25 protein-coding genes and 1 tRNA gene are annotated in these 26260 nt (G+C 75.6%); 7 read left to right on the plus strand and 19 right to left on the minus strand.

The features are described from left to right. Positions 1-19: 19 nt before the first annotated feature. From PH190_RS00420 to mca, 4 genes are all read right to left on the minus strand, one after another. Positions 20-703: a hypothetical protein gene (locus PH190_RS00420; protein WP_274230036.1), complete on the minus strand. Its 684-nt coding sequence runs from the start codon at positions 701-703 to the stop codon at positions 20-22. Between the two features lie 172 nt (positions 704-875). Further along, a complete protein-coding gene (locus PH190_RS00425; RefSeq protein WP_274229530.1) occupies positions 876-2912 on the minus strand; it encodes a thioredoxin domain-containing protein in 2037 nt (678 codons plus the stop codon). Between the two features lie 29 nt (positions 2913-2941). Beyond that, on the minus strand, positions 2942-3283 hold the full coding sequence (locus PH190_RS00430) for a hypothetical protein (RefSeq protein ID WP_274229531.1): 342 nt from the start codon (positions 3281-3283) through the stop codon (positions 2942-2944). Continuing rightward, entirely contained in the window at positions 3280-4191 is a 912-nt protein-coding gene (mca, locus tag PH190_RS00435; RefSeq protein WP_274229532.1) for a mycothiol conjugate amidase Mca, read from the minus strand. The genes PH190_RS00430 and mca overlap by 4 nt, the downstream gene beginning before the upstream one ends. Positions 4192-4616: 425 nt before the next feature. Here mca and greA point away from each other — a divergent pair, with 425 nt between their 5' ends. Continuing rightward, positions 4617-5111 (plus strand): transcription elongation factor GreA, encoded by a 495-nt coding sequence (gene greA, locus PH190_RS00440; protein ID WP_274229533.1) that lies wholly within the window; start codon positions 4617-4619, stop codon positions 5109-5111. A 16-nt stretch (positions 5112-5127) separates the two neighbouring features. On the opposite strand, the gene ilvA is transcribed toward greA, so the two are convergent. Further along, on the minus strand, positions 5128-6327 hold the full coding sequence (ilvA, locus tag PH190_RS00445) for a threonine ammonia-lyase (RefSeq protein WP_274229534.1): 1200 nt from the start codon (positions 6325-6327) through the stop codon (positions 5128-5130). A 239-nt stretch (positions 6328-6566) separates the two neighbouring features. Between ilvA and PH190_RS00450 the strand changes: the two genes are divergently transcribed. Beyond that, positions 6567-6812: a hypothetical protein gene (locus PH190_RS00450; RefSeq protein WP_274229535.1), complete on the plus strand. Its 246-nt coding sequence runs from the start codon at positions 6567-6569 to the stop codon at positions 6810-6812. 37 nt (positions 6813-6849) lie between these two features. Beyond that, positions 6850-7293: a PPOX class F420-dependent oxidoreductase gene (locus PH190_RS00455; RefSeq protein WP_274229536.1), complete on the plus strand. Its 444-nt coding sequence runs from the start codon at positions 6850-6852 to the stop codon at positions 7291-7293. Positions 7294-7302: 9 nt separating this feature from the next. On the opposite strand, the gene PH190_RS00460 is transcribed toward PH190_RS00455, so the two are convergent. Next, entirely contained in the window at positions 7303-8448 is a 1146-nt protein-coding gene (locus PH190_RS00460) for a cystathionine gamma-synthase (protein WP_274229537.1), read from the minus strand. Positions 8449-8473: 25 nt separating this feature from the next. Then, positions 8474-9877, minus strand: coding sequence for a cystathionine beta-synthase (locus PH190_RS00465; protein WP_274229538.1), 1404 nt, complete (start codon positions 9875-9877; stop codon positions 8474-8476). 148 nt (positions 9878-10025) lie between these two features. Here PH190_RS00465 and PH190_RS00470 point away from each other — a divergent pair, with 148 nt between their 5' ends. Together PH190_RS00470 and PH190_RS00475 are read left to right on the plus strand one after the other, a co-directional pair. Next, positions 10026-11270, plus strand: a complete 1245-nt coding sequence (locus PH190_RS00470) for an acetyl-CoA C-acetyltransferase (RefSeq protein WP_274229539.1) — start codon at positions 10026-10028, stop codon at positions 11268-11270. Between the two features lie 238 nt (positions 11271-11508). Further along, complete coding sequence (locus tag PH190_RS00475) at positions 11509-12471, plus strand: hypothetical protein (protein ID WP_274229540.1); 963 nt, start codon at positions 11509-11511, stop codon at positions 12469-12471. A gap of 234 nt (positions 12472-12705) precedes the next feature. On the opposite strand, the gene PH190_RS00480 is transcribed toward PH190_RS00475, so the two are convergent. Beyond that, positions 12706-13536: a Bax inhibitor-1/YccA family protein gene (locus PH190_RS00480; protein ID WP_274229541.1), complete on the minus strand. Its 831-nt coding sequence runs from the start codon at positions 13534-13536 to the stop codon at positions 12706-12708. A gap of 302 nt (positions 13537-13838) precedes the next feature. Here PH190_RS00480 and PH190_RS00485 point away from each other — a divergent pair, with 302 nt between their 5' ends. Next, positions 13839-14132, plus strand: coding sequence for an antitoxin (locus tag PH190_RS00485; protein ID WP_274229542.1), 294 nt, complete (start codon positions 13839-13841; stop codon positions 14130-14132). Positions 14133-14236: 104 nt separating this feature from the next. On the opposite strand, the gene PH190_RS00490 is transcribed toward PH190_RS00485, so the two are convergent. The 9 genes from PH190_RS00490 to eno all read right to left on the minus strand — a co-directional run bounded on the left by PH190_RS00490 (position 14237) and on the right by eno (position 23356). Further along, positions 14237-16489: a SpoIIE family protein phosphatase gene (locus PH190_RS00490; protein WP_274229543.1), complete on the minus strand. Its 2253-nt coding sequence runs from the start codon at positions 16487-16489 to the stop codon at positions 14237-14239. Positions 16490-16637: 148 nt separating this feature from the next. Further along, positions 16638-17507 (minus strand): PIG-L deacetylase family protein, encoded by an 870-nt coding sequence (locus tag PH190_RS00495; RefSeq protein WP_274229544.1) that lies wholly within the window; start codon positions 17505-17507, stop codon positions 16638-16640. 323 nt (positions 17508-17830) lie between these two features. Further along, positions 17831-17904, minus strand: a tRNA-Leu gene (locus PH190_RS00500). Between the two features lie 22 nt (positions 17905-17926). Then, on the minus strand, positions 17927-18745 hold the full coding sequence (locus PH190_RS00505; protein ID WP_420791541.1) for a uracil-DNA glycosylase: 819 nt from the start codon (positions 18743-18745) through the stop codon (positions 17927-17929). Beyond that, a complete protein-coding gene (locus PH190_RS00510; protein ID WP_274229545.1) occupies positions 18729-19391 on the minus strand; it encodes a hypothetical protein in 663 nt (220 codons plus the stop codon). Before PH190_RS00510 ends, PH190_RS00505 begins: the two co-directional genes overlap by 17 nt. 16 nt (positions 19392-19407) lie before the next feature. Then, positions 19408-20382, minus strand: a complete 975-nt coding sequence (locus tag PH190_RS00515) for a Ppx/GppA phosphatase family protein (RefSeq protein WP_274229546.1) — start codon at positions 20380-20382, stop codon at positions 19408-19410. 474 nt (positions 20383-20856) lie between these two features. Then, positions 20857-21396 (minus strand): DUF501 domain-containing protein, encoded by a 540-nt coding sequence (locus PH190_RS00520; protein ID WP_274229547.1) that lies wholly within the window; start codon positions 21394-21396, stop codon positions 20857-20859. Beyond that, the gene (locus tag PH190_RS00525) at positions 21393-22064 is read right to left on the minus strand and encodes an FtsB family cell division protein (protein WP_274229548.1); all 672 of its coding nucleotides are present in this window, start codon (positions 22062-22064) and stop codon (positions 21393-21395) included. The genes PH190_RS00520 and PH190_RS00525 overlap by 4 nt, the downstream gene beginning before the upstream one ends. A gap of 5 nt (positions 22065-22069) precedes the next feature. Beyond that, complete coding sequence (eno, locus tag PH190_RS00530; protein WP_274229549.1) at positions 22070-23356, minus strand: phosphopyruvate hydratase; 1287 nt, start codon at positions 23354-23356, stop codon at positions 22070-22072. 169 nt (positions 23357-23525) lie between these two features. On the opposite strand from eno, the gene PH190_RS00535 reads away from it, so the two are divergent. Then, positions 23526-23957: a tetratricopeptide repeat protein gene (locus tag PH190_RS00535; RefSeq protein ID WP_274229550.1), complete on the plus strand. Its 432-nt coding sequence runs from the start codon at positions 23526-23528 to the stop codon at positions 23955-23957. 95 nt (positions 23958-24052) lie between these two features. Here the strand turns inward: PH190_RS00535 and PH190_RS00540 are convergent, their stop codons facing one another. Next, on the minus strand, positions 24053-24958 hold the full coding sequence (locus PH190_RS00540) for a lytic transglycosylase domain-containing protein (protein WP_274229551.1): 906 nt from the start codon (positions 24956-24958) through the stop codon (positions 24053-24055). A 52-nt stretch (positions 24959-25010) separates the two neighbouring features. Continuing rightward, positions 25011-26252 (minus strand): iron uptake transporter deferrochelatase/peroxidase subunit, encoded by a 1242-nt coding sequence (gene efeB, locus PH190_RS00545; RefSeq protein WP_274229552.1) that lies wholly within the window; start codon positions 26250-26252, stop codon positions 25011-25013. Positions 26253-26260 lie beyond the last annotated feature (8 nt).

The following is a 26260-nucleotide window of genomic DNA, read 5'->3' on the forward strand; positions in this document are numbered from 1 at the left end:
AGGGCGTCCCTCGGTGACGTCAGCCCTGCGCCGAGGTCGGGTCGCCGCCGCCCCCGTCGCCGGGGTCAGGCGCGCCGCCGGTGTCGTCCTGGCCGCCGCCCGGGGCGTCGTCGTCGAGCACCGGACCCTTGGCCCGCAGCTCGTCGACCGCGCTCATGGCGCCGCGCAGATCCTCCAGCCACGTGCCCGCGTGCTCGCCGACCAGGGCCACGGCCCAGGCCAGCGCGTCCGAGCGCGAGCGGGCCACGCCCGCGTCGACCAGCGTGTCGAGCACCAGGCGCTCCTGCTGGCGCAGCCGCGTCATCACCGGCACCGACAGCGTCGTGAACAGCTCCTCGACGTCGCCGATCCGCGCGCCCCAGGCGACCTTGCGCCCGTAGCGGTGCTCGGCCTGCCGCGCGACCTCGATGCGCTCCTCGCGCGTCTCCTCGCGGAACCGCTCGATGCGCCCGCGCGCCGCGGCGCTGTGGGCCGCCTCGTCGGCGCCCTCGTCCAGGGTCGGGGCCGGCAGCTCGCCGACCACGAGGATCTCCTCCCGGTCGACCGTCACCGACGGCGCGCCGACGAACCACCCGTCCGGCAGCCGCCCGGTGAGCCAGCTCGCGAGGTCGTCGGTGCCGGGCAGGTCCGCCGGCACCCGACCGCTGCCCCGGCGTCCCGGACCACCACGACCCGGCCGACCCCGGTGTCCGCGTCCCACCATCATCGCGCTCTCCCTCCGCGCTCCTGCAACGCTTACAGCATTACACAGCAACGGTGAACGCGGTGTTCGCCCGCGGCGAAGGGCGCCGGCGGGCCGAGCGCGGGTGATCGACGGGGAGTTCGTGCGCGTAGAGGCAGCGAACAGGCCGTTCGCTGCGGCAAGGGCCGAACGCTCAGCGCGCCAGCGCCGCCGCGAGGTCGTCGACGGCGGTGCGGGGGCGGTCGCACACGAAGCCCCGGCACACGTAGGCCGCGGGGGCGCCGTCGACCAGGGGCCGCTCGGCGAGCAGCGGCACGCCGTCGGCGTCGGGCTCGCCGGCGACGACCACCGAGCCGCCGGGGGCGTGGCGGCGGGCGGTGTCGGCGAGGCGGACGCGCCCCGCGCGCCCCTCGGGGTCGTCGGCCGCGACCACGGCGACCTGCAGCGGCCCGTGCGCCGCGGCCTCGGCGACCGCGAGCCAGTGGCCGGCGAACCGCGCGTGCCGGGCGAGCAGGCCCCCGACCTCGGTGACCGCGGCGTCGGCGAGCTCCCGGTAGCGCGCGGACGCCGCGGGCTCCACGAGCAGCGACGCCGTGAGCAGCGCGCCCGCCACCAGCGACGACCCGCACGGCGAGGCGCCGTCGGTGACCTCGCGGGGACGGGTGACCAGGGACTCCGCGTCGTCGGCGGTGTCCCAGAACCGGCCGGTGAACGCGCCGTCGTCGCCGGTCTCGGCGAAGTGGTCGAGCGTGGTCTCGAGCAGCGCGCGGGCCTCGGTGAGCCAGCGCGCCTCGCCGGTGGCCTGGTGCAGGGCGAGCAGGGCCCCGGCCAGCGCGGCGTGGTCCTCGAGCACCGCGGGGGCGTCGCCGACCACCCCGTCGCGCGAGGTACGCCGGAGGCGGCCGTCGACGACGTGCACGCGCAGCAGCAGCGCCGCGGCGCGCCGGGCGGCGGCGAGCCACTCCCCGCGCCCCAGCGCCGCCGACGCCTCGACGAGCGCGGTGACCGCGAGCCCGTTCCACGCGGCCACGACCTTGTCGTCGCGCTCGGGCTGCGGGCGACGCCCGCGCGCCGCGAGCAGGGCCTTGCGGACGGCCTGCCAGCGGCCGGGGTCGTCGGGGTCGGCGCGCAGCTGCAGCGTCGACCGGCCGTGCTCGAACGTGCCCTCCTCGGTGACCCCCAACAGCGCGGCGGCCCAGGCGCCGTCCTCGGGACCCAGCACCTCGACGAGCTCGGCCGGGCTCCACACGTAGGTCGTGCCCTCCTCGCCGGCGGCGTCGGCGTCGAGGGCCGAGGCGAAGCCGCCCTCGGGGGTGCGCAGGTCGCGCAGGAGGAACGCGGCGGTCATGTCGGTGACCCGCGCGGCGGCCCCCGACCCGGTCAGCCGGGCGAGGTGGGCGTAGACGCCGAGGAGCTGCGCGTTGTCGTAGAGCATCTTCTCGAAGTGCGGCACGACCCAGTCCGGGTCGACGGAGTACCGCGCGAACCCGCCTGCGAGCTGGTCGAACACCCCGCCGCGGGCCATCGCCTCGGCGGTGATCTCGGTCATCGCCAGCGCGTCGGAGCTGCCGGTGCGCTCGTGGTGGCGCAGCAGGAACTCGAGCACCGCCGACGGCGGGAACTTCGGCGCGCCCCCGAAGCCGCCGCGGGACTCGTCGAAGTCCTCGGTGAGGGCGGCGACGGCCCCGGCCAGGGTGTCCGCGTCGACCCCCGCGGCCGGCAGCGACCGCGACACCGACGCGAGCCGTCCCGTGATGGCGCGGGCGGCGTCGCGCACCCGCTCGCCCTCCTGGGTCCACGCCCGCACCACGGCCCCGAGCAGCTGCGTGAACGACGGCATCCCGCCGTGCGGGCGCGCCGGGTAGTAGGTGCCGCAGTGGAAGGGGTCGCCGTCGGGGGTGAGGAAGCAGGTCATCGGCCAGCCGCCCTGGCCGGTCATGGCCTGGGTGGCCTCCATGTAGACCGCGTCGACGTCGGGGCGCTCCTCGCGGTCGACCTTGATCGCCACGAAGTGCTCGTTGACGAACGCCGCGACCTCGTCGTCGGTGAACGACTCGTGCGCCATGACGTGGCACCAGTGGCAGGCCGCGTAGCCGACCGACAGCAGGACCGGCACCTCGCGCCGCCGCGCCTCCGCGAACGCCTCGGTCGACCAGGGCTGCCAGTCGATCGGGTTGTCGGCGTGCTGTCGCAGGTAGGGGCTGGTGGAGCCGGCGAGCCGGTTGGCCATGACCGGAGATGGTCGCAGCCGGATCCTCCTCAGGGCGAGCCGGCGGTCGGCGGCCCGTCCGTCCGGTCCGTCCCGCCCTGCCCGTTGCCCTGCGCGGCGGGGGGACGACCCTCGGCACCCGGCGCATCGCCGTGGTCCGGGCGAGCGGACGGGCCCGTGTCGTCCGGCGGGTCGAACGACGCGGGGACGTTGCGCAGCCGCTTGGTCATCGACCGGATGAGCAGCGCGGTCGCCAGCCCGAGCAGCAGGATGACGACGAGCGCGATCGGCGAGGACTTGCCGAACTCCTCGCCGCGCTCGCTGCCCGGCGGCGCCCCGGGCGGGGGCGCGGCCATCGGCAGCAGCGTCCACCAGACGGCCAGGCGGGTCATGCGCCGACCCGCTCCCGGATGCCCGCGAACAGGTCGCCGTCCTCGGCCGACTCGGTCTCCGCGGGATCACCGACGAGCGAGCGCGCGAGCTCGTACTCCTCGGTGGGCCAGACCCGCTGCTGCATCTCCATCGGCATCGCGAACCAGCGGCCGTTGGGGTCGATCTGGGTGGCGTGGGCCTTCAGGGCGTCGTCGCGCACCGGGAAGTACTCGGCGCAGCGCACCCGCGTGGTGACCCGCGCGCCCGGGTCGGGGCGCGAGTCGTCCCAGCGCTCCAGCCACTCCGCCCACGGCGACTCCATGCCCGCCTCCAGCAGCGCCTCGTGGTAGGCCAGGATGCGCGCCTTCGAGAAGCCGTGCGAGTAGTAGAGCTTCAGCGGCTGCCACGGCTCGCCCGCCTCGGGGAAGCGGTCCGGGTCGCCGCAGGCCTCCCACGCCGCGATCGACACCTCGTGGCAGCGGATGTGGTCGGGGTGGGGGTAGCCACCGGTCTCGTCGTAGGTGACGACGACGTGCGGGCGGAACTCGCGCATGACCCGCACCAGCGCCTCGGTGGGCACCTCGAGCGGCTCGAGCGCGAAGCAGCCCGGCGGCAGCGGGGGTTTCGGGTCGCCCTCGGGCAGCCCCGAGTCGACGAAGCCGAGCCAGCGGTGCGCCACGCCGAGGATCGCCGCGGCCTTCGCCATCTCGGCGTACCGGGTGCCCGGCATGTCGGCGCGGACCTCGGGGGTGTCCATCGCGGGGTTGAGGATGCTGCCGGCCTCGCCGCCGGTGCACGTCACGACCATGACCTCGATGCCGTCCGCGACGTAGCGCGCGCACGTGGCGGCGCCCTTGCTGGACTCGTCGTCGGGGTGGGCGTGGACCGTCATCAGCCGCAGCGGCTGGTCGGAGGGGAGTGCGCTCATCGTCTGTCCGGAGCCGTCCTCGTGCGTCGTCCTGCTGACCAACGGGTTCACCGATCGCTTCACCGCGGGGTACAACGCCCCCGCTCTCCCCCATCATCCCGGGCACCCCCGACAGTGCCCGTCGTGGGCCGCGCCGGGCCCGGCGCGGGGCCGTGATCGAGGGGCCGGTGGCACGGAAAAGCGCAGGTGGTCAAGGCCCTTCACGCGCACGCGATCCCGCCGTCGGCACTCTCGAACGGGTTCCACACGGGGCGCAGCGTGTTACCGTGGATCGACACGGCCCGCATGCCGCGGGCCGTGTTTTTCCGTCTGTGGCCCCCGGGCCGCCGGCACCGCGCCACCCGGCGCGGTGTCAACGGGCCCGCGAGGAGAGCAGGCCGCCGACCCGCGCAGCGCGGGACCGGACCTCCGAGGAGTTGATCGACGTGACCGAGACGCAGACGCAGGTGACCTGGCTGACCCAGGACGCGCACGACCGGCTCAAGGCCGAGCTCGACGACCTCGTCGCCCAGCGTCCCGTGATCGCGCAGAAGATCAACGCCGCGCGCGAGGAGGGCGACCTCAAGGAGAACGGCGGCTACCACGCGGCGCGCGAGGAGCAGGGCGTCATGGAGGCGCGCATCCGCCACCTCCAGGAGCTGCTGCACACCGCCAAGGTCGGCGAGACGCCCACCGAGAGCGGCGTCGCCGTGCCGGGCACCGTGCTCACGGTCCGCTTCGAGGGCGACGACGAGACCGAGACCTTCCTGCTCGGCTCCCGCGAGGAGGGCTCCTCGGGGACCATCGAGGTCTACTCGCCCAACTCCCCGCTCGGCTCCGCGCTCATGGGCGCCAAGGCCGGCGACACCGTGAGCTACGACCTGCCCGACGGCGGGTCGATGGAGGTCACGCTGATCTCGGCCGAGCCCTACTCGCCCTGATCGCCCGCCCCCTCCGCTACTCCGCCGCCACCTCGTAGCCCGCCGCCGCGAGGTCGGCCAGGATCGCCGCCCGGTGGTCGTGGCCCCGCGCCTCGAGCGTGAGGGCCACGTCCACGGTGCCCGGCGTCGTGCCCGCGCCGGACAGGCGCCGGTGCTCGACGTCCACGACGTTGCCGCCTGCCTGGCCGACGCGTCGGAGCACGTCGGCGAGGTACCCGGGGCGGTCGGTCAGCCGCACCCGCAGCGCCGCGTAGCGCCCGGCGGCGACGAGGCCGCGGCGCACGATGTCCTCGAGCAGCATCGGGTCGACGTTGCCGCCCGAGACCACGGCGACGAGCGGCGCGGGCCAGCGTCCCGGGTGCTCCGCGACGGCCGCGACCGCCGCCGCCCCGGCGGGCTCGACGAGGAGCTTGTCGCGCTCGAGGCAGCGCAGGACGCCGCGGGCCAGCGCCTCCTCGGACACGGTGACGATCTCGTCGACCAGCGCCCGCACGTGCGCGAACGTCACCGGCCCCGGCCGCGAGACCGCGATGCCGTCGGCGATCGTGGCGCCCGCGACCCCCGTGGGCGCTCCGGCGGCCAGCGACGCCGGCCAGGTCGCCAGCGCCGCCGCCTGCGCGCCGACCACCCGCACGCCCGCCGGCACGCACGCCGCGGCGATGCCGGAGAGCAGGCCGCCACCGCCGGTGCAGACGACGATCGTCGCGACGTCCGGGACCTGCTCGAGGATCTCCAGGCCGACGGTGCCCTGGCCCGCGACGATGTCGGGGTGGTCGAAGGGGTGGATGAGCACCGCCCCGGTGCGCGCCGCGAACGCCTCGGCGCCGGCGAAGGTGTCGTCCAGCGAGTCCACGAGCTCGACGTCGGCCCCGTACTCGCGGGTGGCCTCGATCTTGGGCAGCGGCGCCCCGGCGGGCATGAACACCGTCGCCCGCGTGCCGAGCAGCTGCGCGGCGAGCGCCACGCCCTGCGCGTGGTTGCCGGCGCTCGCGGCGACGACGCCGGCGGCCCGCTCGTCGGCGTCCAGGCGCTGGATGCGCCGGTACGCGCCCCGGATCTTGAAGCTGCCGGTGCGCTGCAGGTTCTCGCACTTGAGGAGCACCGGGCCGTGGCTGAACCCCTCCAGCGCCCGCGACGGCGTCACCGGCGTCTCGCGCACCACCCCGGCCAGCGCCGCCCGCGCGGCCTCGACGTCGGCGGGACGGACGAGCTCCACCCCGCGATCCTGACACCCCCGCCGGTCCGGTTCTCTCAGGCCCCGCTCAGGACGAGCGGTCACCGCGCGGTGGGCGGCGCCGGCGGCGCGTATAGCACATCGGGTGTGTGACCGGTCGTCGCGCCCGCCCCGACGCCGGTCGCCCGATCGTGCGCGAGGGGTCAGCACCCCCCGAGCGTCGGTAGCCTCGTGGTGTCGGCGTGAGGCGCCGGCCTCGAGCATCGGGGGGGTGGGGCACCGTGGGCACGGTCCCGACGTCCGACGCGCGCGTCACCCGCCTCGCCCGCGCGCTGCCGTTGCTGCTCGCCGCGCTGCTCGCCCTCGGGGCCGTCGGCACCGTCGGGACCGCCGGCTGCGACGACCCCGCGCGCTACGTCACCACCCCCGACGGCATCTCGCTCGAGGGCGGGTGCCTCTCCCCCGGGAAGATCGACCCGCTGACCGGCGACCCGAGCGACGGCGACCCCGCCGCCCGCCGCGGCTGACACCGCACCGGTCCCGACGAGGGCCATCATCGAGGGCATGACCGCGTCCTCGTCCGGCCCCGCGACGTTCGACCCCCGTGCCCTGCTCGCCGAGAGCCGCCTCGGCGTCCTCGCCACCCTCCGGGCGAACGGGATGCCCCAGCTCTCGCCCGTCATGCCGTTCTACGACCCGGAGGCCGGCACGCTGTCGGTGTCGATGACCGAGGGCCGGGCGAAGACCGCGAACCTCCGCCGCGACCCCCGCGCGGCGCTCGAGGTCACCTCCGCCGACGGCCGCGCCTGGGCGACCGCCGAGGGTCCGGTGACGCTCACGGGCCCGGGCGACGACCCGCGGTCCCCCGAGGTCGAGGCGCTCGTGGCGTACTACCGCACCGCCGCGGGCGAGCACCCCGACTGGGAGGACTACCGGGCCACGATGGTCGCCGACCGCCGCGTGCTCATGGTCATGACCGTGCAGCGGGTGTACGGCGACCGGATCTAGGACAGCGGGTCAGCCCAACGAATCCAGGGCCTGGCGCAGGTCGTCGACGAGGTCGTCGGCGTCCTCCAGCCCGACCGAGAGACGCACGAGGTCGGCGGGCACCTCGAGCAGCGAGCCGGCGGCCGACGCGTGCGTCATGGCGCCGGGGTGCTCGATGAGCGACTCCACCCCGCCCAGCGACTCGGCGAGCGTGAAGACGCGGGTGGCGGCGCACAGGTCGCGCGCGGCCTGCTCGCCCCCGGCGACGCGCACCGAGACCATGCCGCCGAAGCGGTGCATCTGCTTCGCGGCGACCTCGTGACCCGGGTGGTCGGCGCGGCCCGGGTAGAGCACGGTCGTGATCCTCGGGTGGGCGGCGAGCACGTCGGCGACGCGCTCGGCGTTGTCGCTGTGGCGCTCCATGCGCACCGCCAGCGTCTTGAGCCCGCGCTGGGTGAGGAAGCAGTCGAACGGCGAGGGCACCGCGCCCATCCCGTTCTGCATCTTGCCCAGCGTCACGTGCAGCTCGTCGTCGTCGGTGACGAGCGCGCCGCCGACGACGTCGGAGTGGCCGCCCAGGTACTTCGTCGTCGAGTGCACGACGACGTGCGCGCCGAGCGCGAGCGGCGTCTGCAGGTACGGCGAGGCGAAGGTGTTGTCGACGACGAGCAGCAGGTCGTGCTCGCGGGCCAGCGTGCCGAGCCCGGCGATGTCGGCGATGCCGAGCAGCGGGTTGGTCGGCGTCTCGCACCACAGGACCTTCGTGTTCGGCCGGATCGCCGCCCGCACCGCGTCGAGGTCGGCCGTGTCGACCGCGGTGTACTCCACGCCCCAGTCGCAGTAGACCGTGGAGATCAGCCGGTAGGTGCCGCCGTAGGCGTCGAGCGGGATGAGCACGTGGTCGCCGGGGCGCAGGACGCCGCGCAGCAGCGCGTCCTCGGCGGCCATGCCCGACGCGAAGGCGCGGGCGTGCCGGCCGCCCTCGAGGGACGCGAGCGTCGTCTCCAGCGAGGTCCGGGAGGGGTTGCCGGTGCGCGCGTACTCGTAGCCCGACCGCAGCCCGCCGACGCCGTCCTGGGCGAAGGTCGACGAGGCGAAGATCGGCACCACGACCGCGCCCGTCGTCGGGTCGGGCTCCTGGCCGTCGTGCAGGGCGCGGGTGGAGAAACCGTTCACCCCGTCCAGGGTAGGCCGCTCGGTCCTAGGCCGGTCCACCGACGTCGTAGCGGCTGCCGGTGGCGAGGAAGGCCAGGACGTCGGCGCGGGTCACGATGCCCGCGGGCCGGCCGTCGACCACCACCAGCGCCCCGTCGCCGCCGCGCAGCGCCTCCACCGCCTTGGAGATGGGCTCGTTGCTGCCGAGGCTCGGCAGGGGCTTGGACAGGTGGCGCTCGACGGGGTCGGTCAGCGAGGCCTGCTCGTTGAACACCTTGTCGAGCAGGTCGCGGACCGTCACCGCGCCGCGGACCTCGGCGGCCATGACCGGCGGCTCCGCGCGCACGATCGGCATCTGCGAGACCCCGAACTCGCGCATGATCGACACGGCGTCGGCGACGGTCTCGCTGGGGTGGCCGTGCACGAGGTCGGGGATCGAGCCGTCCTTGCGGCGCAGCACGTCGCCGACGGTCCACTCGCCGGTGTCGGGCGCCAGGAAGCCGTAGGACGCCATCCACTGGTCGTTGAACACCGTCGACAGGTAGCCCCGGCCGCCGTCGGGCAGGAGCACGACGATGACGTCGTCCGGCCCCGCGCTCTCCGCGACCTTGGCCGCCGCGCACACCGCCATCCCGCACGAGCCGCCGACCAGCAGCGCCTCCTCGCGGGCCAGGCGCCGGGTCATGAGGAACGAGTCGCGGTCGGGCACCGCGACGATCTCGTCGGCGATGCCCTGGTCGTAGGTGCTGGGCCAGAAGTCCTCGCCGACGCCCTCGACGAGGTACGGACGCCCGTCGCCGCCGGAGTACACCGAGCCGACCGGGTCGGCGCCGACGACGCGCACCTTCCCGTCCGAGATGTCCTTGAGGTAGTGGCCGGTGCCCGTGATGGTGCCGCCGGTGCCGACGCCGGCGACGAAGTGGGTGATGCGGCCCTCGGTCTGCTCCCAGATCTCGGGGCCGGTGGACTCGACGTGCGAGGCGGGGTTCGCCGGGTTGGCGTACTGGTTGGGCTTCCAGGCGCCCTCGACCTCGCGGGCGAGCCGGTCGGACACCGAGTAGTACGACTCCGGGCTCTCCGGCTCGACGGCCGCGGGGCACACGACGACCTCGGCGCCGTAGGCGCGCAGCGCGTCCTGCTTGGCGACGCTGACCTTGTCCGGGCACACGAAGATGCAGTGGTAGCCGCGCTGCTGGGCGATGATCGCCAGCCCGATCCCGGTGTTGCCCGAGGTCGGCTCGACGATGGTGCCGCCCGGCTTGAGCTCGCCGGACGCCTCCGCCGCGTCGATCATCTTCTCCGCGATGCGGTCCTTCACGCTGCCGCCGGGGTTGAGGTACTCGACCTTCGCGAGCACGAGCGGGGCGTCCGGGCCCGTCGGCACCACGTGGTTGAGACGGACCAGCGGCGTGTTCCCGATGAGCTCGGCGACGTGCTCGACGTAGCGCATGACCCCATCCTCCGACGTCACCGGTCCCCGACGCTCCCCGGCCCCACGGTCGTGCGCGGGATCACGGTGGCGTCGGCCCCGGCCGTCAGCGAAGTGCCGTCGCTGACGACGAGTGTCCGTATCCCTCCTTCGTCGTAGGGTCGGCGGCATGGTCGACCCTGGCCGCGAGGCCGTCATCGTGTCCGCCGTCCGCTCGCCCATCGGCCGCGCCCGCAAGGGCTCGCTGGCCGCGATGCGCCCGGACGACCTCACCGCGCAGGTCGTCACGGCCGCGCTCGACGCCGTGCCCGCCCTCGACCCGACCGAGGTCGAGGACCTCCTGCTCGGCTGCGGCCTGCCCGGCGGCGAGCAGGGGCACAACCTCGCGCGGATCGTCGCCGTCGAGCTCGGGCTGGACCGGCTGCCCGGCGCCACGATCACGCGGTACTGCTCGTCGTCGCTGCAGACCGCGCGCATGGCCGCACACGCCATCCGCGCCGGCGAGGGCGACGTCTTCCTCGCCGCCGGCGTCGAGACCGTGTCGCGGTTCGAGAAGGGCAACTCCGACTCGCTGCCCGACACCCACAACCCGCTGTTCGCCGACGCCGAGCGCCGCACCGCCGAGGTCGCCGCCGCGGGCGCGTCGGAGTGGCACGACCCGCGCGCCGACGGCCTGCTCCCCGACCCCTACATCGCCATGGGGCAGACGGCCGAGAACGTGGCGCTCGCCGAGGGCGTGAGCCGCGAGGAGATGGACCGCTTCGCCCTGCGCAGCCAGCAGAACGCGGCGCGGGCGCAGGCGTCGGGCTTCTGGGCCCGCGAGATCACCCCGGTGCGCCTGCCCGACGGCTCGGTGATGGAGCACGACGACAGCCCGCGGCCGAGCACGACGTACGAGGCGCTCGCCGACCTCAAGCCCGTCTTCCGTCCCGACGGGCGCATCACCGCCGGCAACGCCTGCCCGCTCAACGACGGCGCCGCGGCGCTCGTGATCATGTCGGCGCAGCGGGCCGAGGCGCTCGGGATCGCGCCCCTCGCGCGGATCGTGTCCACCGCCGTCAGCGCGCTGTCCCCCGAGATCATGGGCCTCGGGCCGATCGAGGCCTCGGCCCGCGCCCTGGCCCGCGCCGGGCTCGGCATCGGCGACGTCGACCTCGTCGAGATCAACGAGGCCTTTGCCGCCCAGGTCATCCCCTCGGCCCGCGGGCTCGGGATGAGCGACGAGGACATGGAGGCCAAGCTCAACGTGCACGGCGGCTCCATCGCCGTCGGCCACCCGTTCGGCATGACCGGCGCGCGGATCGCCACGACGCTGCTCAACGGCCTGCGCGAGCGCGACGCCACCCTGGGCCTCGAGACCATGTGCGTCGGCGGCGGCCAGGGCATGGCGATGGTGCTCGAGCGCCTGAACTGAGCGGGCGCGTCGGGGGCGTGCTGGGGCGGGCAGTCGGGAGGTGGTGGCAGCGAGGGTCACCTTGGCTGCGTGGGAGGCAGCGAACGTCACCCTCGCTCCACGGGCCGGGCGCTGCTGGTGACCGGCCTGGTGGAGCGAAGGTCACCTTGACTGCCTGAGACGCAGCGAGGGAGTCCCTCGCTCCACGATTGCGGTCGCCCGCGGAACCGTCGGCGTCGAGCCCGCGTCGAACGGGAGTATGAGCCGCCGCCGCAGCATCGACTGGGTCGCCGTCCACCAGGCCGCCCTCCACGACCAGATCCGTCACGCCGATCTCCTCGAGCTCGGCGTCCTGTCGAGCACGATCGCTCGGCGCGTGCACGCGGGGACCTGGGGTCGGAGTGCGTTCGGCGTCATCTCGCTCACCGGTCCGCCGAGGACGCTCGACCAGCGACTCGCGGGTGCCGTGCTCTACGGCGGGCCCGGGGCGGTGCTGTCGGGAGTCGCCGCGGCGCGGCTGCACGGGCTCGAGCGACTGCCGAACCAACCCGCCGGGACCGCGCTGCTGCTCATCGGGCACGACAAGCACCGCGTCTCCCGGGGCCTGATCACGGTCGAGCGCACGACCCGGCTCCCCGAGCCCCGCGCGATCCGCGGACTCCCCGTCGCGCCGGTCACGCGCGCGGTCGTCGACGCGGCCAAGCGGCTCGAGGGGACGGACCAGATCCGGGCGTTCCTGGCCGAGACCGTGCAGCGGCGGTTCACCACCGCCACGGCCCTGCGCACCGAGCTCGAGGCGGGCAGCGGACGCGGGACGGCGAAGGTGCGGCCGGTGCTCGTCGAGATCGAGGACGGCGTGCGGTCGGTCCCGGAGGCCAAGGCCCGGGCGCTGGCGGCGTCGATCCCCGATCTGCCGCCGATGATGTGGAACCCCCGACTCGTCCTCGACGACGGCACGTGGCTCGCCGACCCCGACGGCTGGCTGGACGACGTCGGGCTCGCCTGGGAGATCCACTCGTTCCGGCACCACGCCGACCCGGACGCGTTCGACGACACCCTGAGTCGCCAGGCCCGGATCACGAGCACCGGCGTGCACGTCATCGCGCACACGCCCCGCCAGATCGAGAGCGACCGTGGACGCGTGCGCGCCGACCTCCTCGCCGCGTACCGCGCCGCGAGCCTCCGCCCGCGCCCCGCGGTGACGGCGCTGCCGGCGGCCTGACGCGGGGTGGGAGCGAGGGCGTCGTTCGCTGCCTCCCAGGCACTGGAGGAGTCCCTCGCTCCTCGGCCGGCGCGCACCTCCAACGGAGCGAAGGTCACGTTCGCTGCCCCCCACGCAGCGAACGTGACCCTCGCTGCCCCCCACCCGCGCGCCACCCGCGCGCCATCCCCCAACGCACGACGGCCCCTCCCGCGCGGGGCGGGAGGGGCCGTCGTCCGGGTGCGAGTGGCTAGCTCACTCGCGGAAGTAGCTCAGCAGGCGCAGGATCTCGATGTAGAGCCAGACCAGCGTGGTCATGAAGCCGAAGGCGAGGTACCAGGCGAAGCGCGCGGGGACGCCGGCCTTGACCGCCTGGTCGGCCTGGTCGAAGTCGAGCATCAGCATGAACGCGCCGATGGCGATGCAGACCAGGCTGAAGATGATCGCCAGGGCGCCGCCGTCCCGCAGGCCCATGCCGCCGGGGACGAAGAAGCCCGCGACGAGGTTGGCCAGCATCAGTACCACGACGCCGATCGCGGCGCCGATGACCATCTTGGTCAGGCGCGGCGTGACGCGGATGGCGCCGGTCTTGTAGACGACGAGCATGCCGATGAAGATGCCGAGCGTGCCCAGGATCGCCTGGACGCCGATGCCGGCGTAGCTGGTGCCGCCCGGCGAGGTGGCGATGCTCTGGAACACCCCGGTGATCGCGCCGAGCGCCATGCCCTCGGCCGCCGAGTATCCGAGCACCAGGAACTTGTTGGTGCTCTGCTTGAAGATGATGACCAGTGCGAGGACCAGCCCGACCACGAAGCCGAGCAGCCCGAGCACGTAGAGCCCGCTCCACGCCGTGGCCACACCGACCGCGAGGGCCAGGACCACGTTGATCGCGGTCTTCTGGACCACGTCGTCGACGGTGAGCGGACGGTCGTCCGCCGCCGCGGTCGGCATCGGGCTGCCGCCACCGCCGAACATGCCTCCGGCACCGGCCATGCCGGCCGGGGCCCCGCCTGCAGGGCCGAACCGCGCGTACCCACCCGGCGAGGTGGGCAGGTTGCGGAACGCCGGGTTGCTGCTGGTGCGCACCTCTCGTCCTCCTCCTACGCGGAGCCGGCACCGATGGCGGGATGTCATCGGCCGGGTCGACCGCGGACTGTTCGTCCACCCGGTGCAACGACGTGGTGGGTGGATCGGTTCCCGCCTCGGTAAAAAGAACTTTACCGGACCCGTGGTGAACGCAGCGTGTCCGCTTCGCCCCGGGATGGGGTCCGTCAGGAAGTCTATCCCCCCTGATGGCGGCACCCCTCCGGGTCGGAGGTGTCACCCCGGGTCGGGACGGGGAACGCTGCGCACGCAGACCTCGCAAGCAGCGACGAGGAGGGGTGTCGATGGTCGACTTCGGCAAGATGGTGGACAAGGCCAAGGACTGGGCCGGCAAGAACCCGGACAAGGCCGACGCGTACGTGGACAAGGGCACCGACGCCGTCGGGCAGCGCTTCGGCCACGAGCAGCAGGTCGACCAGGCCGGCGACCGGGCCAAGCAGTTCCTGCACGGCGACCAGGCGCCGGGCCAGCCGCACGAGGGTCAGGCGCCCCCGCCGCCGGACGGCCAGGCGCCCCCGCCGCCGGAGGGCCAGGCGCCCCCGCCGCCCCCGCCGGGCGAGGAGCCGCCGCGACCCTGAGCCAGGGTCCGGCACGGCTCGGGAACGACACGCACGACACTCACGACACGGGGGCCCGGTACCGCAGCGCGCGGGGCCGGGCCGTCGCACGTCCGGGAGCGGTGCTACGCGGGCGCGGGCCCGTCCTCGCCGTCGAGGCGGATGGCGAGCAGCACCGCGTCGTCGCGTAGGCCGTCGACGCCGAGCATGCCGAGCAGCCGGTCGCAGAGCTCCTCGACGGGCATGTCGGCCGACTGCGCGGCGAGGGTGTCGGCGATGAGCTGCGTGCGGTCGTCCGGGTCGGCGCCCGGCGCCTCGATGAGGCCGTCGGTGTGCAGCACCAGCAGGTCGCCGTGGCCGCAGTGCACCGTCGTCTCCTCGCGGGTGACCGCGCGGGTCGCCCCGATCAGCGGGGAGAGGTTGCCGGTGAGCAGCTCGACGGTGCCGTCGGCGCGGCGCAGCAGGGGCGGCGGGTGGCCGGCGTTGGAGTACCGCAGCACCCAGCCGCCCTGCTCGCCGCGCTCGAGGCGGGCGTAGACCGCGGTGGCCATCGCCGCCATGCCCAGGCCCTGCACCACGTCGTCGCAGCGGTCGACGACGTCGGCGGGCCCGAGGCCCTCCCACGCGTACGAGCGCAGCACCCCGCGCAGCTCGCCCATCGCCGCGGCCGCCCGCAGGTCGTGGCCGACGACGTCGCCGACCGCGAGCCCGACCGCGCCGTCGGGCAGCGAGAGCATGTCGTACCAGTCACCGCCGACCTGGGCGCCGTCGGTCGCGGCCAGGTAGCGCGACGCGATGGTCATCCCCGCCATCCGCGGGACGGCGGGCAGCAGGCTGCGCTGCAGCGTCTCCGCGGCCCCGTGCTCGCGGGCGTAGAGGCGCGCGTTGTCCACCGCGAGGCCGGCGCGGGCGGCGAGGTCCGCGGCCAGGTAGAGGTCGCGCTGGGAGTAGCGGCGCCCGTAGGGCAGCTCGGTGCCGAGGGTCAGGGCGCCGAGCATCTGCCCGCGGGCGCGCAGCGGCACCACGATCGCCGAGCGCGGCCGCAGCGCCTCGTAGCGGCGCAGCAGGTCGGGCTGGTCGGAGATGCCGGCGGGCCGCACCGGGAGCTCGGGCAGCAGCGACGGCGAGCCCGAGCCGAGCGCCTGCCCGATCGGGTCGCGGCCGTCCTCGGTGGGCGCCACCCAGCGCCCGAGCCCGCGGACCTCGTCGGTCTTCGTCTCGTCGCGGTGGTTGACCGCCGCCCGGCGCACCGAGGCGTTGCCCTCGGCGTCCTCGAGCAGGTCGACGCAGCAGAAGTCGGCCATCGCCGGCACGACGATGCGCGCGAGGGCCTCCGCGACGCCGACGGTGTCGAGGCTCGCCGACATCGCCGAGGTCGACTCGGTGAGCAGGCGCAGCTGCTCGCGCGTCTCCTCCGCGGCGGCGAGCGCGGCGCGACGCTCGTTCTCGACCATCACGCGCTCGGTGACGTCGGACTGGACGCCGACGAAGTTGACGACGCGGCCCTGGCCGTCGAGCACCGGAGTGATCGAGACCTGGTTCCAGAACGCGGTGCCGTCGCGGCGGTAGTTGAGGAGCACCTCGGTGATCGGGCGCTCCTCGTCCAGCGCCGTGCGGATGCGCGAGATCGAGGCCGGGTCGGTGTTCGGGCCCTGCAGGAAGCGGCAGTTGCGGCCGAGCACCTCGTCGAGCTCGTAGCCGGTCAGCCGCGTGAAGGCCGGGTTGACCCACACCAGCGGGTTCTGCTCGCGGGCCGGGTCGGAGATCGTGAACGACAGCTCGGTGGCCACGACGGCGCGGTCGCGCACCATCTCGAGGTGACGCTGGGCGCCCGCCCCGGACAGCTGCAGGAACACCACGAGCGCGAGCCGGCGCTGGTCCTCGTTCACCACCTCCGAGAGCGGGAAGCCGGTGACCCACAGCAGCCGGCCCTCGGCCTCCTCGCGCTCCTCCTCGGTGGCCTCGGAGCCGCGGCGCGCGGCGTCGGACACCGCGACCGGCTCGCCGGAGACCGGGATGCCCTGGGCGACGCGCGAGAGCGGCGAGGCCGTGTCGCGCATGGGGCGGCCCGACAGGTCCGTGAGGCCCGCCGCCTCGCTCCACGCGTCGATGTCGACGGGCAGCGAGGCGCGGCCGCCGGTGAGCGCGGCGGCCGAGTCGTTGGCGTAGGTGACCAGGCCCTCGCCGAGGTCGATGAGGGCGACGGCGGCGGGCGCCGTGTGCAGCACCTGCGGCAGGTCGGGCTCGCGGACGCCGCTCGGGTCGACGACGGCGTCGCGCACCCGCTGCGCCTCGGTGGCGAAGTCCGGGCCCAGCTCGGCGGGCCCGGGCGCGTCGGTCGCCACGTCGCCGTGGTCGCCGTTCGTCCTGCCCGTCACCTGCCGGAGCCTATCGGCCCCAACCGATCGACGAGCCGGGTGTGACCCCCACGGGGCGCCACCGGGACTGCTGTCGTGACGAGGAGCCTCCGGGGCTCCGACGGAACGGAGCGTGTCGGCACGCCCGTTCGGGTGATGGCGGACCTGCTCACACCAGGAAGACCTCGCGGGGACCGGGGGCGGAGCCGTCGGGCAGTTCGCGATCGCGTCCGGGACGGCCACCGAACGCCGCGCTGGCGGCGAGCTTACGGGCCTGCACGGTCTCCGACAGCGCGAGCTGGCGAGCCCGACGCCACGGCACCTCGGCGGACTCCGGCCCGGCCCAGCTCCACGCCTGGTCGAGCCAGCGGACGAGGCGGACGCGGTAGGCGGCGCACACGGTCTCCGCGGCGCGCCCGGCGGCCTCGTGGTCGTCGTCGCCGTCCCCGGACCAGGGCGCGAGCACGCACAGCCCGTGCGGGTCGTCGGCGAACCCGACGATCTCGCTCAGCGCGGCCACGACGTCGGCCTCGCAGCCGGAGAGACCGGCGTCGGGTAGCCCGAGGCGGTGCCGGCGGACCTCCACGACCCCCAGCGCCTCGTAGGCCGCCGCGAGCTCGGCCTCCCCGTGGTCGACGGGGTGGTCGACGGCGGGCGCCTCCTCCTCCGGTTCCTCGGCGCCCTCGAGGCGCGCCAGCACGGAGGCGAGGGTGTCGGGGTCGGCGAGGTCGCCGGGGCGCACGACGAGGTCGGCGAGCGGCCGCTCGCGCTCGCGGGGCACGGCGAGCCCCTCGGGCGGCGTGCAGGTGCGGCCGGGGCCGTCGGTGAGCGCGAGGACGTCGACCGAGGCGTGGCGCGCGGCGAGGCGGCGCAGGAGCCCGCCGGCCGCGCGGATCTCGTCGCGCGGGTGCGGGGCGACGACGACGAGCCGCCGGCACTCCCGCAGCGTCAGCGGGCGCAGTACCTCGAGCTCGCGCCACGGCGGCCGTGCACCACCCGGCGCGGGGATCCGTCCCGACAAGTCCCCCGGATCAGCCACGACGCCTCACCTCCCGACGACGAGTGTGGCCGATCTTCTCGCCCGTTCGGAGCAGCTCGGATCGGGTCGGCGTCGAGCGGTCCGTCCGGGGCGCCCGAGCGGTCGTCGTCACGCACCCGGTCGTGACACCGACCGCTCTCCGCGTGACCGCTGCGACGGGCGGGTGACGGCGAGCTGTCGTCACGGGGTGGATCGGGTGACGTCGGGGCGGCCGGCGGGGTGGCGGCCTGCGCTGGGTGATGTGGAGTGTCGGGCGTGGTGCGGTCGGGCGTGGTGCGGCCGGGGGTGGTGCGGTCGGGCGTGGCGCGGTCCCCCGCGGTGCGTGCCCCCGGTGGGGTTCGAACCCACACTGTGGCGATTTTAAGTCGCCTGCCTCTGCCGATTGGGCTACAGGGGCCGATCTCCCGCCGGTGGAGACCCTAGTCGCCGGCGCGCGCCGGGACCGTCGGATCCAGCCCTGCGGCCCGGGCGGCGTCGGTGAGGACGTCCTCGAGCATCGCCGGGGTGAGGCGTCCCGTGAAGGTGTTCTGCTGGCTGACGTGGTAGCTGCCGAACAGCTCGAGCGGGGCCGCGGAGGTCGGGGCGTGCTCGTCCGCCGGGGCGAGCGTGACGTGGACGGCGTGCCCGAACGTCGGGCGGGGCCGCGGGACGACCCAGCCGGGGTGCCCGCCGGCCGGGTCCGGGGTGGCGAGGACGGGCAGGAGCGCTTGCCACCCGAAGCCGCCGAGCACCACGACGGAGCGCACGGTGCCGCGCAGCAGGGCGAGCTCGCGGGCGAGCCACGGGCGGCAACGGTCGCGCTCGGCGGGCGTGGGCCTGTTCTCCGGCGGGGCGCAGCGCACCGGGGCGGTGATGCGGGTGCCGTAGAGCTCGAGGCCGTCGCCGACCGCGACCGCCGTGGGCTGCGAGGCGAGCCCGACGGCGTGCAGGGCGGCGTAGAGGACGTCACCGCTGCGGTCGCCGGTGAACATGCGCCCCGTGCGGTTGGCGCCGTGCGCGGCCGGGGCGAGGCCGACGATGAGCAGCTGCGCGTCGGTGGCGCCGAACCCGGGCACCGGGCGGCCCCAGTAGGTCTCGTCGCGGAAGGCGGCGCGCTTGGTGGCGGCGACCTCCTCCCGCCACGCCACGAGCCGCGGGCAGGCGCGGCACCCCGCGACCAGGGCGTCGAGGGTCGGCAGGTCGGGGGCGTCGGCGGGTCCGGGCTGCGCCGGCTGCGCGGGCTCAGCCGTGCCAGGCACCCCAGGCCTCCCGCGCGGCGAGGACGGCGACGACCGCCGACACGGCCGGCGCGGCGAGCGAGGCGGTGACGGGGCCGACGCTGGCGAGCAGGTCGACGCCCGAGGCGGCGAGCAGCACCACGACGAGCGCGACGACGAGCGGCGCGGGCGCGGCCCGGCGGACGCGTGGGTCGCGGAAGGCGCCCTCCGCCCGCCCGGCCCGCGCGTCGAGGGCGACGAGCACCGGCAGCGCGACCGCCCCGGCGAGCCCGAGCAGGCCACCGACCAGGGCCTCCCCCGGGCGGCCGGGCGTCAGCGCGTCGGCGACGGCGTCGACCGCGCTGTAGACGGCGAGCACGACGAACGACACCGTCATCGCCCGCACCGCCTTGGCCTCGCGGCGCGCCGGGTCGCCCGCGAACTGCCAGCGCACCGGCAGCGCCGCGCCCAGCGAGACCGTGAGGTGCGCGACGAGCGACGCGACGCCGGGCAGCGTGGGCCCGTTGCCGGCGAGCCAGGCGGCGACGGCGAGGACGACGGTGTGCACGACCGTCACGGCCACCAGCGCCCGCACCCGCCGGGCGAGCACCAGCGCGGCGAGCGGCAGCGCCCCGGGGACGGCGCCGGGCGGGTCGGCCGGGCGCGCGCTCACCACGCGATCACCCACGCCGTCACCCCGCGCCTCACCATCGGGCGGCCAGCTCCCGTGCGATCCCGTCGAGGATGTCGTGCTCGGAGACGACGAGCTCGGTGACGTCGGTGCGCTCGGCGAGCTCCTCGGCGAGCACCCGCATGACGAGCGACCCGCCGCCGATGACGTCGACGCGGCCGGGGTGCATCGGCCCGAGCGCGGCACGCTGCTCGCGCGGCATCGACTCGAGGCGCCGTGCGGTGGCGCACACGTCGTCGAGGCCCAGCCGCGAGAGGTGGATCCGGTCGGGGTCGTAGGTGCGCAGGTCCATCGCGACGGCCGCCAGCGTCGTCGCCGTGCCCGCCACGGCCACCCAGGTCTGGACCTCGTCGACCGCCACCTCGGCGAACGCCGGCGCCAGCGTGGCGCGCGTGAACTCCTCGGCCTCGGCGATCTGCTCGCCGGTCGGCGGGTCGTCGTGGAGGAACTTCTCGGTCAGGCGCACGCAGCCGACGTCGGTGGAGCGCGCGGCGGTGACCTGCGCGTGCACCGCGTCCCAGGTGCCGGTGACGAGCTCGGTGGAGCCGCCGCCGACGTCGGCGACGACGAACGGGCCCTCGTCGGGGTCGAGGTCGGCGACCGCCCCCGCGAACGACAGGCGCGCCTCCTCGTCGCCGGTGATGACGTCGGCGTCGACCCCGATGAGCTCGCGGACCGCGCCGAAGAACTCCTCGCGGTTCGCGGCGTCGCGGGTGGCGGAGGTGGCGCAGACGCGCACGGTCTCCGGGGAGACGGCGACGCCGTGGCGGCGCAGCATCTCGGCGTAGGCGCCCAGGGCCTCGCGGGTGCGCGCGAGCGACTCCGGCGCCAGCCGCCCGGTGGCGTCGACGCCCTGCCCGAGGCGGTTGACCCGCATCTCGCGGTGGACGTCGCGCAGCCAGGCCGAGCCGTCCTCGCGCACGGTCACGTCGGCCACCAGCAGGCGGATCGAGTTGGTCCCGCAGTCGACGGCCGCGACCCGTGGCATCGACATCCCCCTGCTGCACTCGGCGTCCCCGGCGGACCGGGCTACCCGACGACGCTAGCGAGGACGCCCGCCGCGTGCCGTCCTCGGGGTGCGCTGCGCGCTCGTGAGCAGTTCGGAGTGCTCAAGCACTCGATGGTGCTCACGAGCGCGGAGCGCACCCGGTCCGGACGCCGGGCGACCCCAGGCGGGTGGGGTCGCCCGGCGACCGGTCCGCGGGCGGGAGCCGTCGGGCAGCCGCGGAGGGCGCCGCGCGGCGGATCACCGCCCGTGCGTGTGACGGGCCGTCCGCACCGTCGCACTGAGCCGGTCGGGGGAACCGGCTCCTGCCCATCCTGGGGCGCCCGGCGGGCGTCGATCAACTCCGCGCGGGGGTCGGTACCGGGCCGGGTCGGATCGGCACCGGTCCGTGGGCCGGCGGCCACCGAGCGTGCCGGTCGGTCGCGTCCGTCCCGTCGCCCGGTGGGGGTCGGGGTGTCAGCCCGTCGGGTCCCCGCGTCCGGAGCTGCCGGGGTCGATGCACGGCCCCGCGTGCCACCAGTCGCCGAGGCGCGCGAGGGTGTCGTCGCCCGCCGGGTTCACGCCCGGCCCGCGGGCGAGGGTGTGCGCGACGTGGACGTGCAGGCACTTGACCCGCTCGGGCATCCCGCCGGCGCTGACGTCGGTGCCGAGCGGCTCGATCGCGTCGCGGTCGGCGAGGTAGTCGGCGTGGGCCCGGGCGTAGCGCGCGGCGAAGTCGGGGTCGGTGCCCAGGCGCTCGGTCTGCTCGCGCATCAGACCCTCGGCCTCCAGCGTCCCGATCCGCGAGGTCAGGCGCGGGCAGGTCGCGTAGTAGAGCGTCGGGAAGGGCGTGCCGTCCTCGAGCCGCGGGGCCGTCTCGACGACGTCGGGCAGCCCGCAGGGGCAGCGGTGCGCGATGCGGCGCAGCCCGCGGGGCCGGCGCCCGATCTGCGCGGCGACGGCGGCCCGGTCGGCGTCGGTGGGGGCGTCGGTGGGGGTGTCGGTGGGCTCGCTCACGGCGCGGTGCCGAGCGTCGACCGGGCGACGCGCGCGTACCAGGGCAGCTCGGCCTCGGCGGGCGGCAGCCCGGCGCGGGGGTCGGTGTCGCGGGGGTCGCGGGGCGCGGCGGCGTCGCCGGGCAGCTGGACGCGGTAGGGCACCTCGCCCGGCCGGGCGTAGCCGAGGCGGTCGCGGGCCAGGGCCTCGATGTGCGCCGGGTCGCGCAGGGCAGCGCGCTCGTCGGTGAGCCGCCGGACGTCGCCGGCGAGGCGCTCCTGCTCGGCGGTCACGGCGGCGATCTCGTGGCGCTGGGTGACGTAGTTGCGCAGCGGCACGGCGACGGTCAGCGCGAGGGCGCAGACGACGACGGCGAGCACCGCCGCCCGCCGTGCCGTCGACAGCCCCAGCGCGCCGCCGGTGGCCTGCGCGGCACGCCGGGCCCGGGCGGCCGCCGCGGCCGGGCCCGAGGGCACGCGCAGCGGGTGGCGCCGGCGCACGACGCGCTGCGGGTCGCGGCGGGGTCCCTGACGGGCGCGGGTGCGTCCGCGCGCCGGGGCGGACCCGCGGGTGCCCGACGCGGCCCCCGACCGGCTCCCGCGCCGCCCCCGGCCCCGCGCGCCACCGGGCCGGCCGGCGGCGCCGCGGTCGGCGGAACCGTCGTCGGGGGTGCGCTCGGGGCCGGCCACGCGGCTCAGGCGTCCGGGTCGAAGCGCGGGAAGGCGAGGTCGCCGGCGTAGCGCGCGGCGTCGCCGAGGGCCTCCTCGATGCGCAGCAGCTGGTTGTACTTGGCGACGCGCTCGGAGCGGGCGGTGGCGCCGGTCTTGATCTGCCCACAGTTGGTGGCGACGGCGAGGTCGGCGATCGTCGTGTCCTCGGTCTCGCCCGAGCGGTGGCTCATCATGCAGCGGTAGCCGTACTGCTGGGCGAGGCTGACCGCGTCGAGGGTCTCCGAGAGCGTGCCGATCTGGTTGACCTTGACCAGCAGCGCGTTCGCGGCCCGGCGCTCGATGCCCTCCTCGAGCCGCTCGATGTTGGTGACGAACAGGTCGTCGCCGACGATCTGGATGCGGTCGCCGATGTCGCCGGTGAGCTTGGTCCAGCCCTCCCAGTCGTTCTCCGAGAGCGGGTCCTCGATGCTGACCAGCGGGTACGCGTCGAGCAGCTCGCCGTAGTACGAGCTCATCTGCGCGGCGCTGCGGGTCTCGCCCTCGAAGGTGTAGACGCCGTCGGCGTAGAACTCGCTCGCGGCCACGTCGAGGGCGAGGACCACGTCGCGGCCGGGGGTGTAGCCGGCGTCGCCGATCGCGGACATGATCAGGTCGAGCGCCTCGCGGTTGTGCGGCAGCGACGGCGCGAAGCCGCCCTCGTCGCCCAGGCCCGTCGAGAGTCCCTGCTTCTTGAGCACCTTCTTCAGCGCCTGGTACACCTCGGCGCCCCACCGCAGGGCCTCGCGGAACGACTCGGCGCCGATCGGCGCGATCATGAACTCCTGGACGTCGACCCCGGAGTCCGCGTGGGCGCCGCCGTTGAGGATGTTCATCATCGGCACCGGCAGCACGTGGGCGTTCGGGCCGCCGACGTAGCGGAAGAGGTCGAGCTCGGCGGACTCCGCGGCGGCGCGGGCCACGGCCAGCGAGACGCCGAGCAGCGCGTTGGCGCCGAGACGGGACTTGTCCGGCGTGCCGTCGAGGTCGATCAGCTTCTGGTCGACGACGCGCTGCTCGGCGGCGTCGATGCCGACCAGGCCGGGGCCGATCTCGTCGAGCACGCCGGCCACGGCCCGCTCGACACCCTTGCCCAGGTAGCGCGAGTCGTCGCCGTCGCGCAGCTCGACCGCCTCGTGCTCGCCGGTCGACGCCCCGGAGGGCACCGCGGCGCGGGTCAGCGTGCCGTCGTCGAGCGCCACCTCGACCTCGACCGTGGGTGTGCCCCGCGAGTCGAGGATCTCCCGTGCGCCGACCTGCTCGATGACCGCCACGGACCATGCCTCCGAACGCTGTGATGAACGCTGATCGTCTCGCCGCGCCCCGGGGCACGGCACGTCGCCCGCATCGTAGACGCCGCCGCTGACCCGATCGGTGAGCCACGCACGGACCGTCCGCGGGCGGCCCTCGCGCGGTGCCGGGACTCGGCATACGGTGACGGGGATGTCCGCCGCACAGCCCGACCCCGACGGACCGGACGGCACCGGGGCGGTGTCGGCGGTGGACGCCTTCCGCCGCGCCGAGGACCTCCTCGAGCACCGCCGGCCCCTCGACGCGTTGAAGATCGTCGTCCCGCTGCTCGAGAGCGAGCCCGAGGCGGCCTCGGTGCACCTGCTCGCCGCCCGGGCCTACCTCGCCTCCGCGCAGTTCCGCCGCGCCGAGGCGGGCTTCCTGCGCGTGCTGGAGCTCGACCCGTCCGACCACTACGCGCGGTTCGCCCTGGGCCGCACGCTGCAGCGCCAGAGCCGGCTCGAGGAGGCCCGGACCCAGCTGCGCATGGCGGCGGCGATGGACCCGCGGCCCGAGTACCAGGAGGCGCTCGGCGAGGTCAGCGCCAACATCGCCTTCCGGTCGGACCGCGCCGGCGGCGGCTGAGTGTCGCGCCGAGCCGGTCGCGACACCTTGCGCTCCTCCGTCGCGCACCAGGTCGGCTGCGGCGGCGCGCTCCGGTGGACGCGAGCCAGGGCCGGTCAGCCCCGGTTCGCCGCGGCGTACGAGTCGGCGGCGGCGTAGACGCGGCGGCCGTACTCGTCGGAGTAGTTGTACGAGAGCACGGCGTTGCGCCAGCCCGGACCGGTGGCGAGGTCCCGGCCTCCCGCGCAGAGGTAGCGGCCGGCGGCGAGGGCCGCATCGTCGATGTTGTTCGGGTCCGCGACGCCGTCGCCGTTGCCGTCGGACCGCCACTTCGCCCAGGTCGACGGGATGAACTGCAGCGGGCCGACGGCGCGGTCGAGCGCGGTGTCGCCGTCGAGGACGCCGCGGTCGGTGTCGCCGATGGTCCGGTTGCCGCCGGTGCCGTCGAGCGGGACGCCGATGATGCGCGGGGTGACGTCGCCGTTGGCGGCGATCGAGGCACCCCGGTAGCGACCGTGGTTCGACTCGATGCGCGCGAGGCCAGCGATCGTGACCCACGACAGGTTGCAGCCGGGCTCCTCGGCCTTCACCGCGAGGTCGGCGACGCCGTACGCCTGCACCGCGCGGGCGGGCACGTCGACGCGGCTCGCGATGCCCTCGGCCCAGTCCGCGAGCGACGTCGGGGCGGCGCCGCCGGCCGGGGCGCGCCCCGGCAGCCCGAGCGACGGCGGGGCGAGCGCGTCGGGCTGCGCGACCGTGCCCAGCTGGACCGGCGCGGGCTCGACCTCGAGCGCCGGGATCTCCTCGGCGCCCGCGTCCGGTCGCCCGAACTCGTTGCGGTTGCTCACCAGCACCACGGTGCCGACGACGGCCGCGAGCAGCACCACGACGAGCCCGAGCCGCCCGAGGACCGCGAGACGGCGCCGCGGGGCCGCCTCCTCCGCCTCGACACCGCTGCGCACCGTCGAGCGGCGCGGGGCCGGCTGACGGTCGCGGGAACCGGGTTCGGTCGGCGCGCTCATCGTGCGGGAGATTACGCGGCGGTAGACAAGGCCTCCGGTTCGCCCGGGCGGCTCAACCCTCGAGGACCGTTCGGCCCCAGTAGGCGCCGTCGCCGAGCCCCGGCGGGACCGCGAAGACCGCCGATCCCGTGTGCTCGATGTACTCCATCATCTTGTCCCGCCGCGCCAGCTGGCTCTGCATCGGCACGAACTGCCGGTGCGGGTCGCGCATGAACGCGACGAAGAACAGGCCCGCGTCGAGGTGCCCGAGCCCGTCGGACCCGTCGACGAAGTTGTAGCCGCGCCGCAGCATCCGCGCGCCGCCGTTGTTCTGCGCCGACGCGAGCCGGATGTGCGCGTCGGCCCCGATCGGCGAGCCCGGGCCCAGGTCCGGCAGGTCGAACTCGCGCGGCTGCCCGATCGGCGCGCCCTCGCCCTTCGTGCGCCCGGTGAGCGACTCCTGCTCGGCGAGCGAGGTCCGGTCCCACGTCTCGACGTGCATCCGGATGCGGCGCGCGACGAGGTAGGTGCCGCCCGCGAGCCACGCCGGTCCCTGCGCCGGCGGCACCCACACGTGCTCGTCGAGCAGCGCGCCGTCCTCGGCCTTGAGGTTGTTCGTGCCGTCCTTGAAGCCGAAGAGGTTGCGGTGGGTCTGCTGGGTGGTCGACGTCGACGACGTCCGCCCGAACCCGAGCTGCGACCAGCGCACCGTCGTCGTCCCGAACCCGGTCCGGACGAGGTTGCGCACGGCGTGGACCGCGACCTGCGGGTCGTTGGCGCAGGCCTGCAGGCACAGGTCGCCGCCGGAGAGGGCCGGGTCGAGCTGGTCGCCCTGGAACGGCGGGAGGTCGGCGAGCTCGGGCGGGCGCGGGATGCCGAGCTTGTCGAGCAGGCTCCCGCCGATCCCGAAGGTGATGGTCAGCGCGGCGGCCGGGAGGCCGAGGGCCTCGCCGGTGTCGCTGGGCGGGGCCTCGGGGTTGCGCTGCACCGCGCCGCCCGGCGCGGCCTCGGCCCCGGCCGTCATCCGCTCGGCGGCCGTCGTCCAGCGCTTGAGCAGACTGATCACCGCGGCACGGTCGGTGGTGGTCAGGTCGAGGGCGACGAAGTGCAGCCGGTCCTGCGCCGGCGTCGTGATGCCGGCCTGGTGGACGCCGCGGAACGGCACGACGCCGCCGCCGGGATCGGCCGGGGCGTCGGACGTCGACTCCCCCGCGGCGAACCCGGCGACCGCACCGGCCCCGGCCAGGGCGGCCCCGGCGCCGGTCCACCCGAGGAGCCGGCGCCGGGAGATGCCCCGCATGCCCGAACGCGTCATGCCCCCAC

The sequence above is a fragment of the Actinomycetospora straminea genome (assembly GCF_028737255.1).
In the GTDB taxonomy this organism is placed as follows: Bacteria; Actinomycetota; Actinomycetes; order Mycobacteriales; family Pseudonocardiaceae; genus Actinomycetospora; species Actinomycetospora straminea.

Excerpts from the sequence above, each read along its gene's own strand:
- PH190_RS00420 (WP_274230036.1), bottom strand. The coding sequence starts at position 703 with ATGGTGGGACGCGGACACCGGGGTCGGCCGGGTCGTGGTGGTCCGGGA.
- PH190_RS00425 (WP_274229530.1), bottom strand. The coding sequence starts at position 2,912 with ATGGCCAACCGGCTCGCCGGCTCCACCAGCCCCTACCTGCGACAGCAC.
- PH190_RS00430 (WP_274229531.1), bottom strand. The coding sequence starts at position 3,283 with ATGACCCGCCTGGCCGTCTGGTGGACGCTGCTGCCGATGGCCGCGCCC.
- mca (WP_274229532.1), bottom strand. The coding sequence starts at position 4,191 with ATGAGCGCACTCCCCTCCGACCAGCCGCTGCGGCTGATGACGGTCCAC.
- PH190_RS00455 (WP_274229536.1), top strand. The coding sequence starts at position 6,850 with ATGACCGCGTCCTCGTCCGGCCCCGCGACGTTCGACCCCCGTGCCCTG.
- PH190_RS00465 (WP_274229538.1), bottom strand. The coding sequence starts at position 9,877 with ATGCGCTACGTCGAGCACGTCGCCGAGCTCATCGGGAACACGCCGCTG.
- PH190_RS00470 (WP_274229539.1), top strand. The coding sequence starts at position 10,026 with ATGGTCGACCCTGGCCGCGAGGCCGTCATCGTGTCCGCCGTCCGCTCG.
- PH190_RS00475 (WP_274229540.1), top strand. The coding sequence starts at position 11,509 with ATGAGCCGCCGCCGCAGCATCGACTGGGTCGCCGTCCACCAGGCCGCC.
- PH190_RS00485 (WP_274229542.1), top strand. The coding sequence starts at position 13,839 with ATGGTCGACTTCGGCAAGATGGTGGACAAGGCCAAGGACTGGGCCGGC.
- PH190_RS00515 (WP_274229546.1), bottom strand. The coding sequence starts at position 20,382 with ATGCCACGGGTCGCGGCCGTCGACTGCGGGACCAACTCGATCCGCCTG.
- PH190_RS00535 (WP_274229550.1), top strand. The coding sequence starts at position 23,526 with ATGTCCGCCGCACAGCCCGACCCCGACGGACCGGACGGCACCGGGGCG.
- PH190_RS00540 (WP_274229551.1), bottom strand. The coding sequence starts at position 24,958 with ATGAGCGCGCCGACCGAACCCGGTTCCCGCGACCGTCAGCCGGCCCCG.
- efeB (WP_274229552.1), bottom strand. The coding sequence starts at position 26,252 with ATGACGCGTTCGGGCATGCGGGGCATCTCCCGGCGCCGGCTCCTCGGG.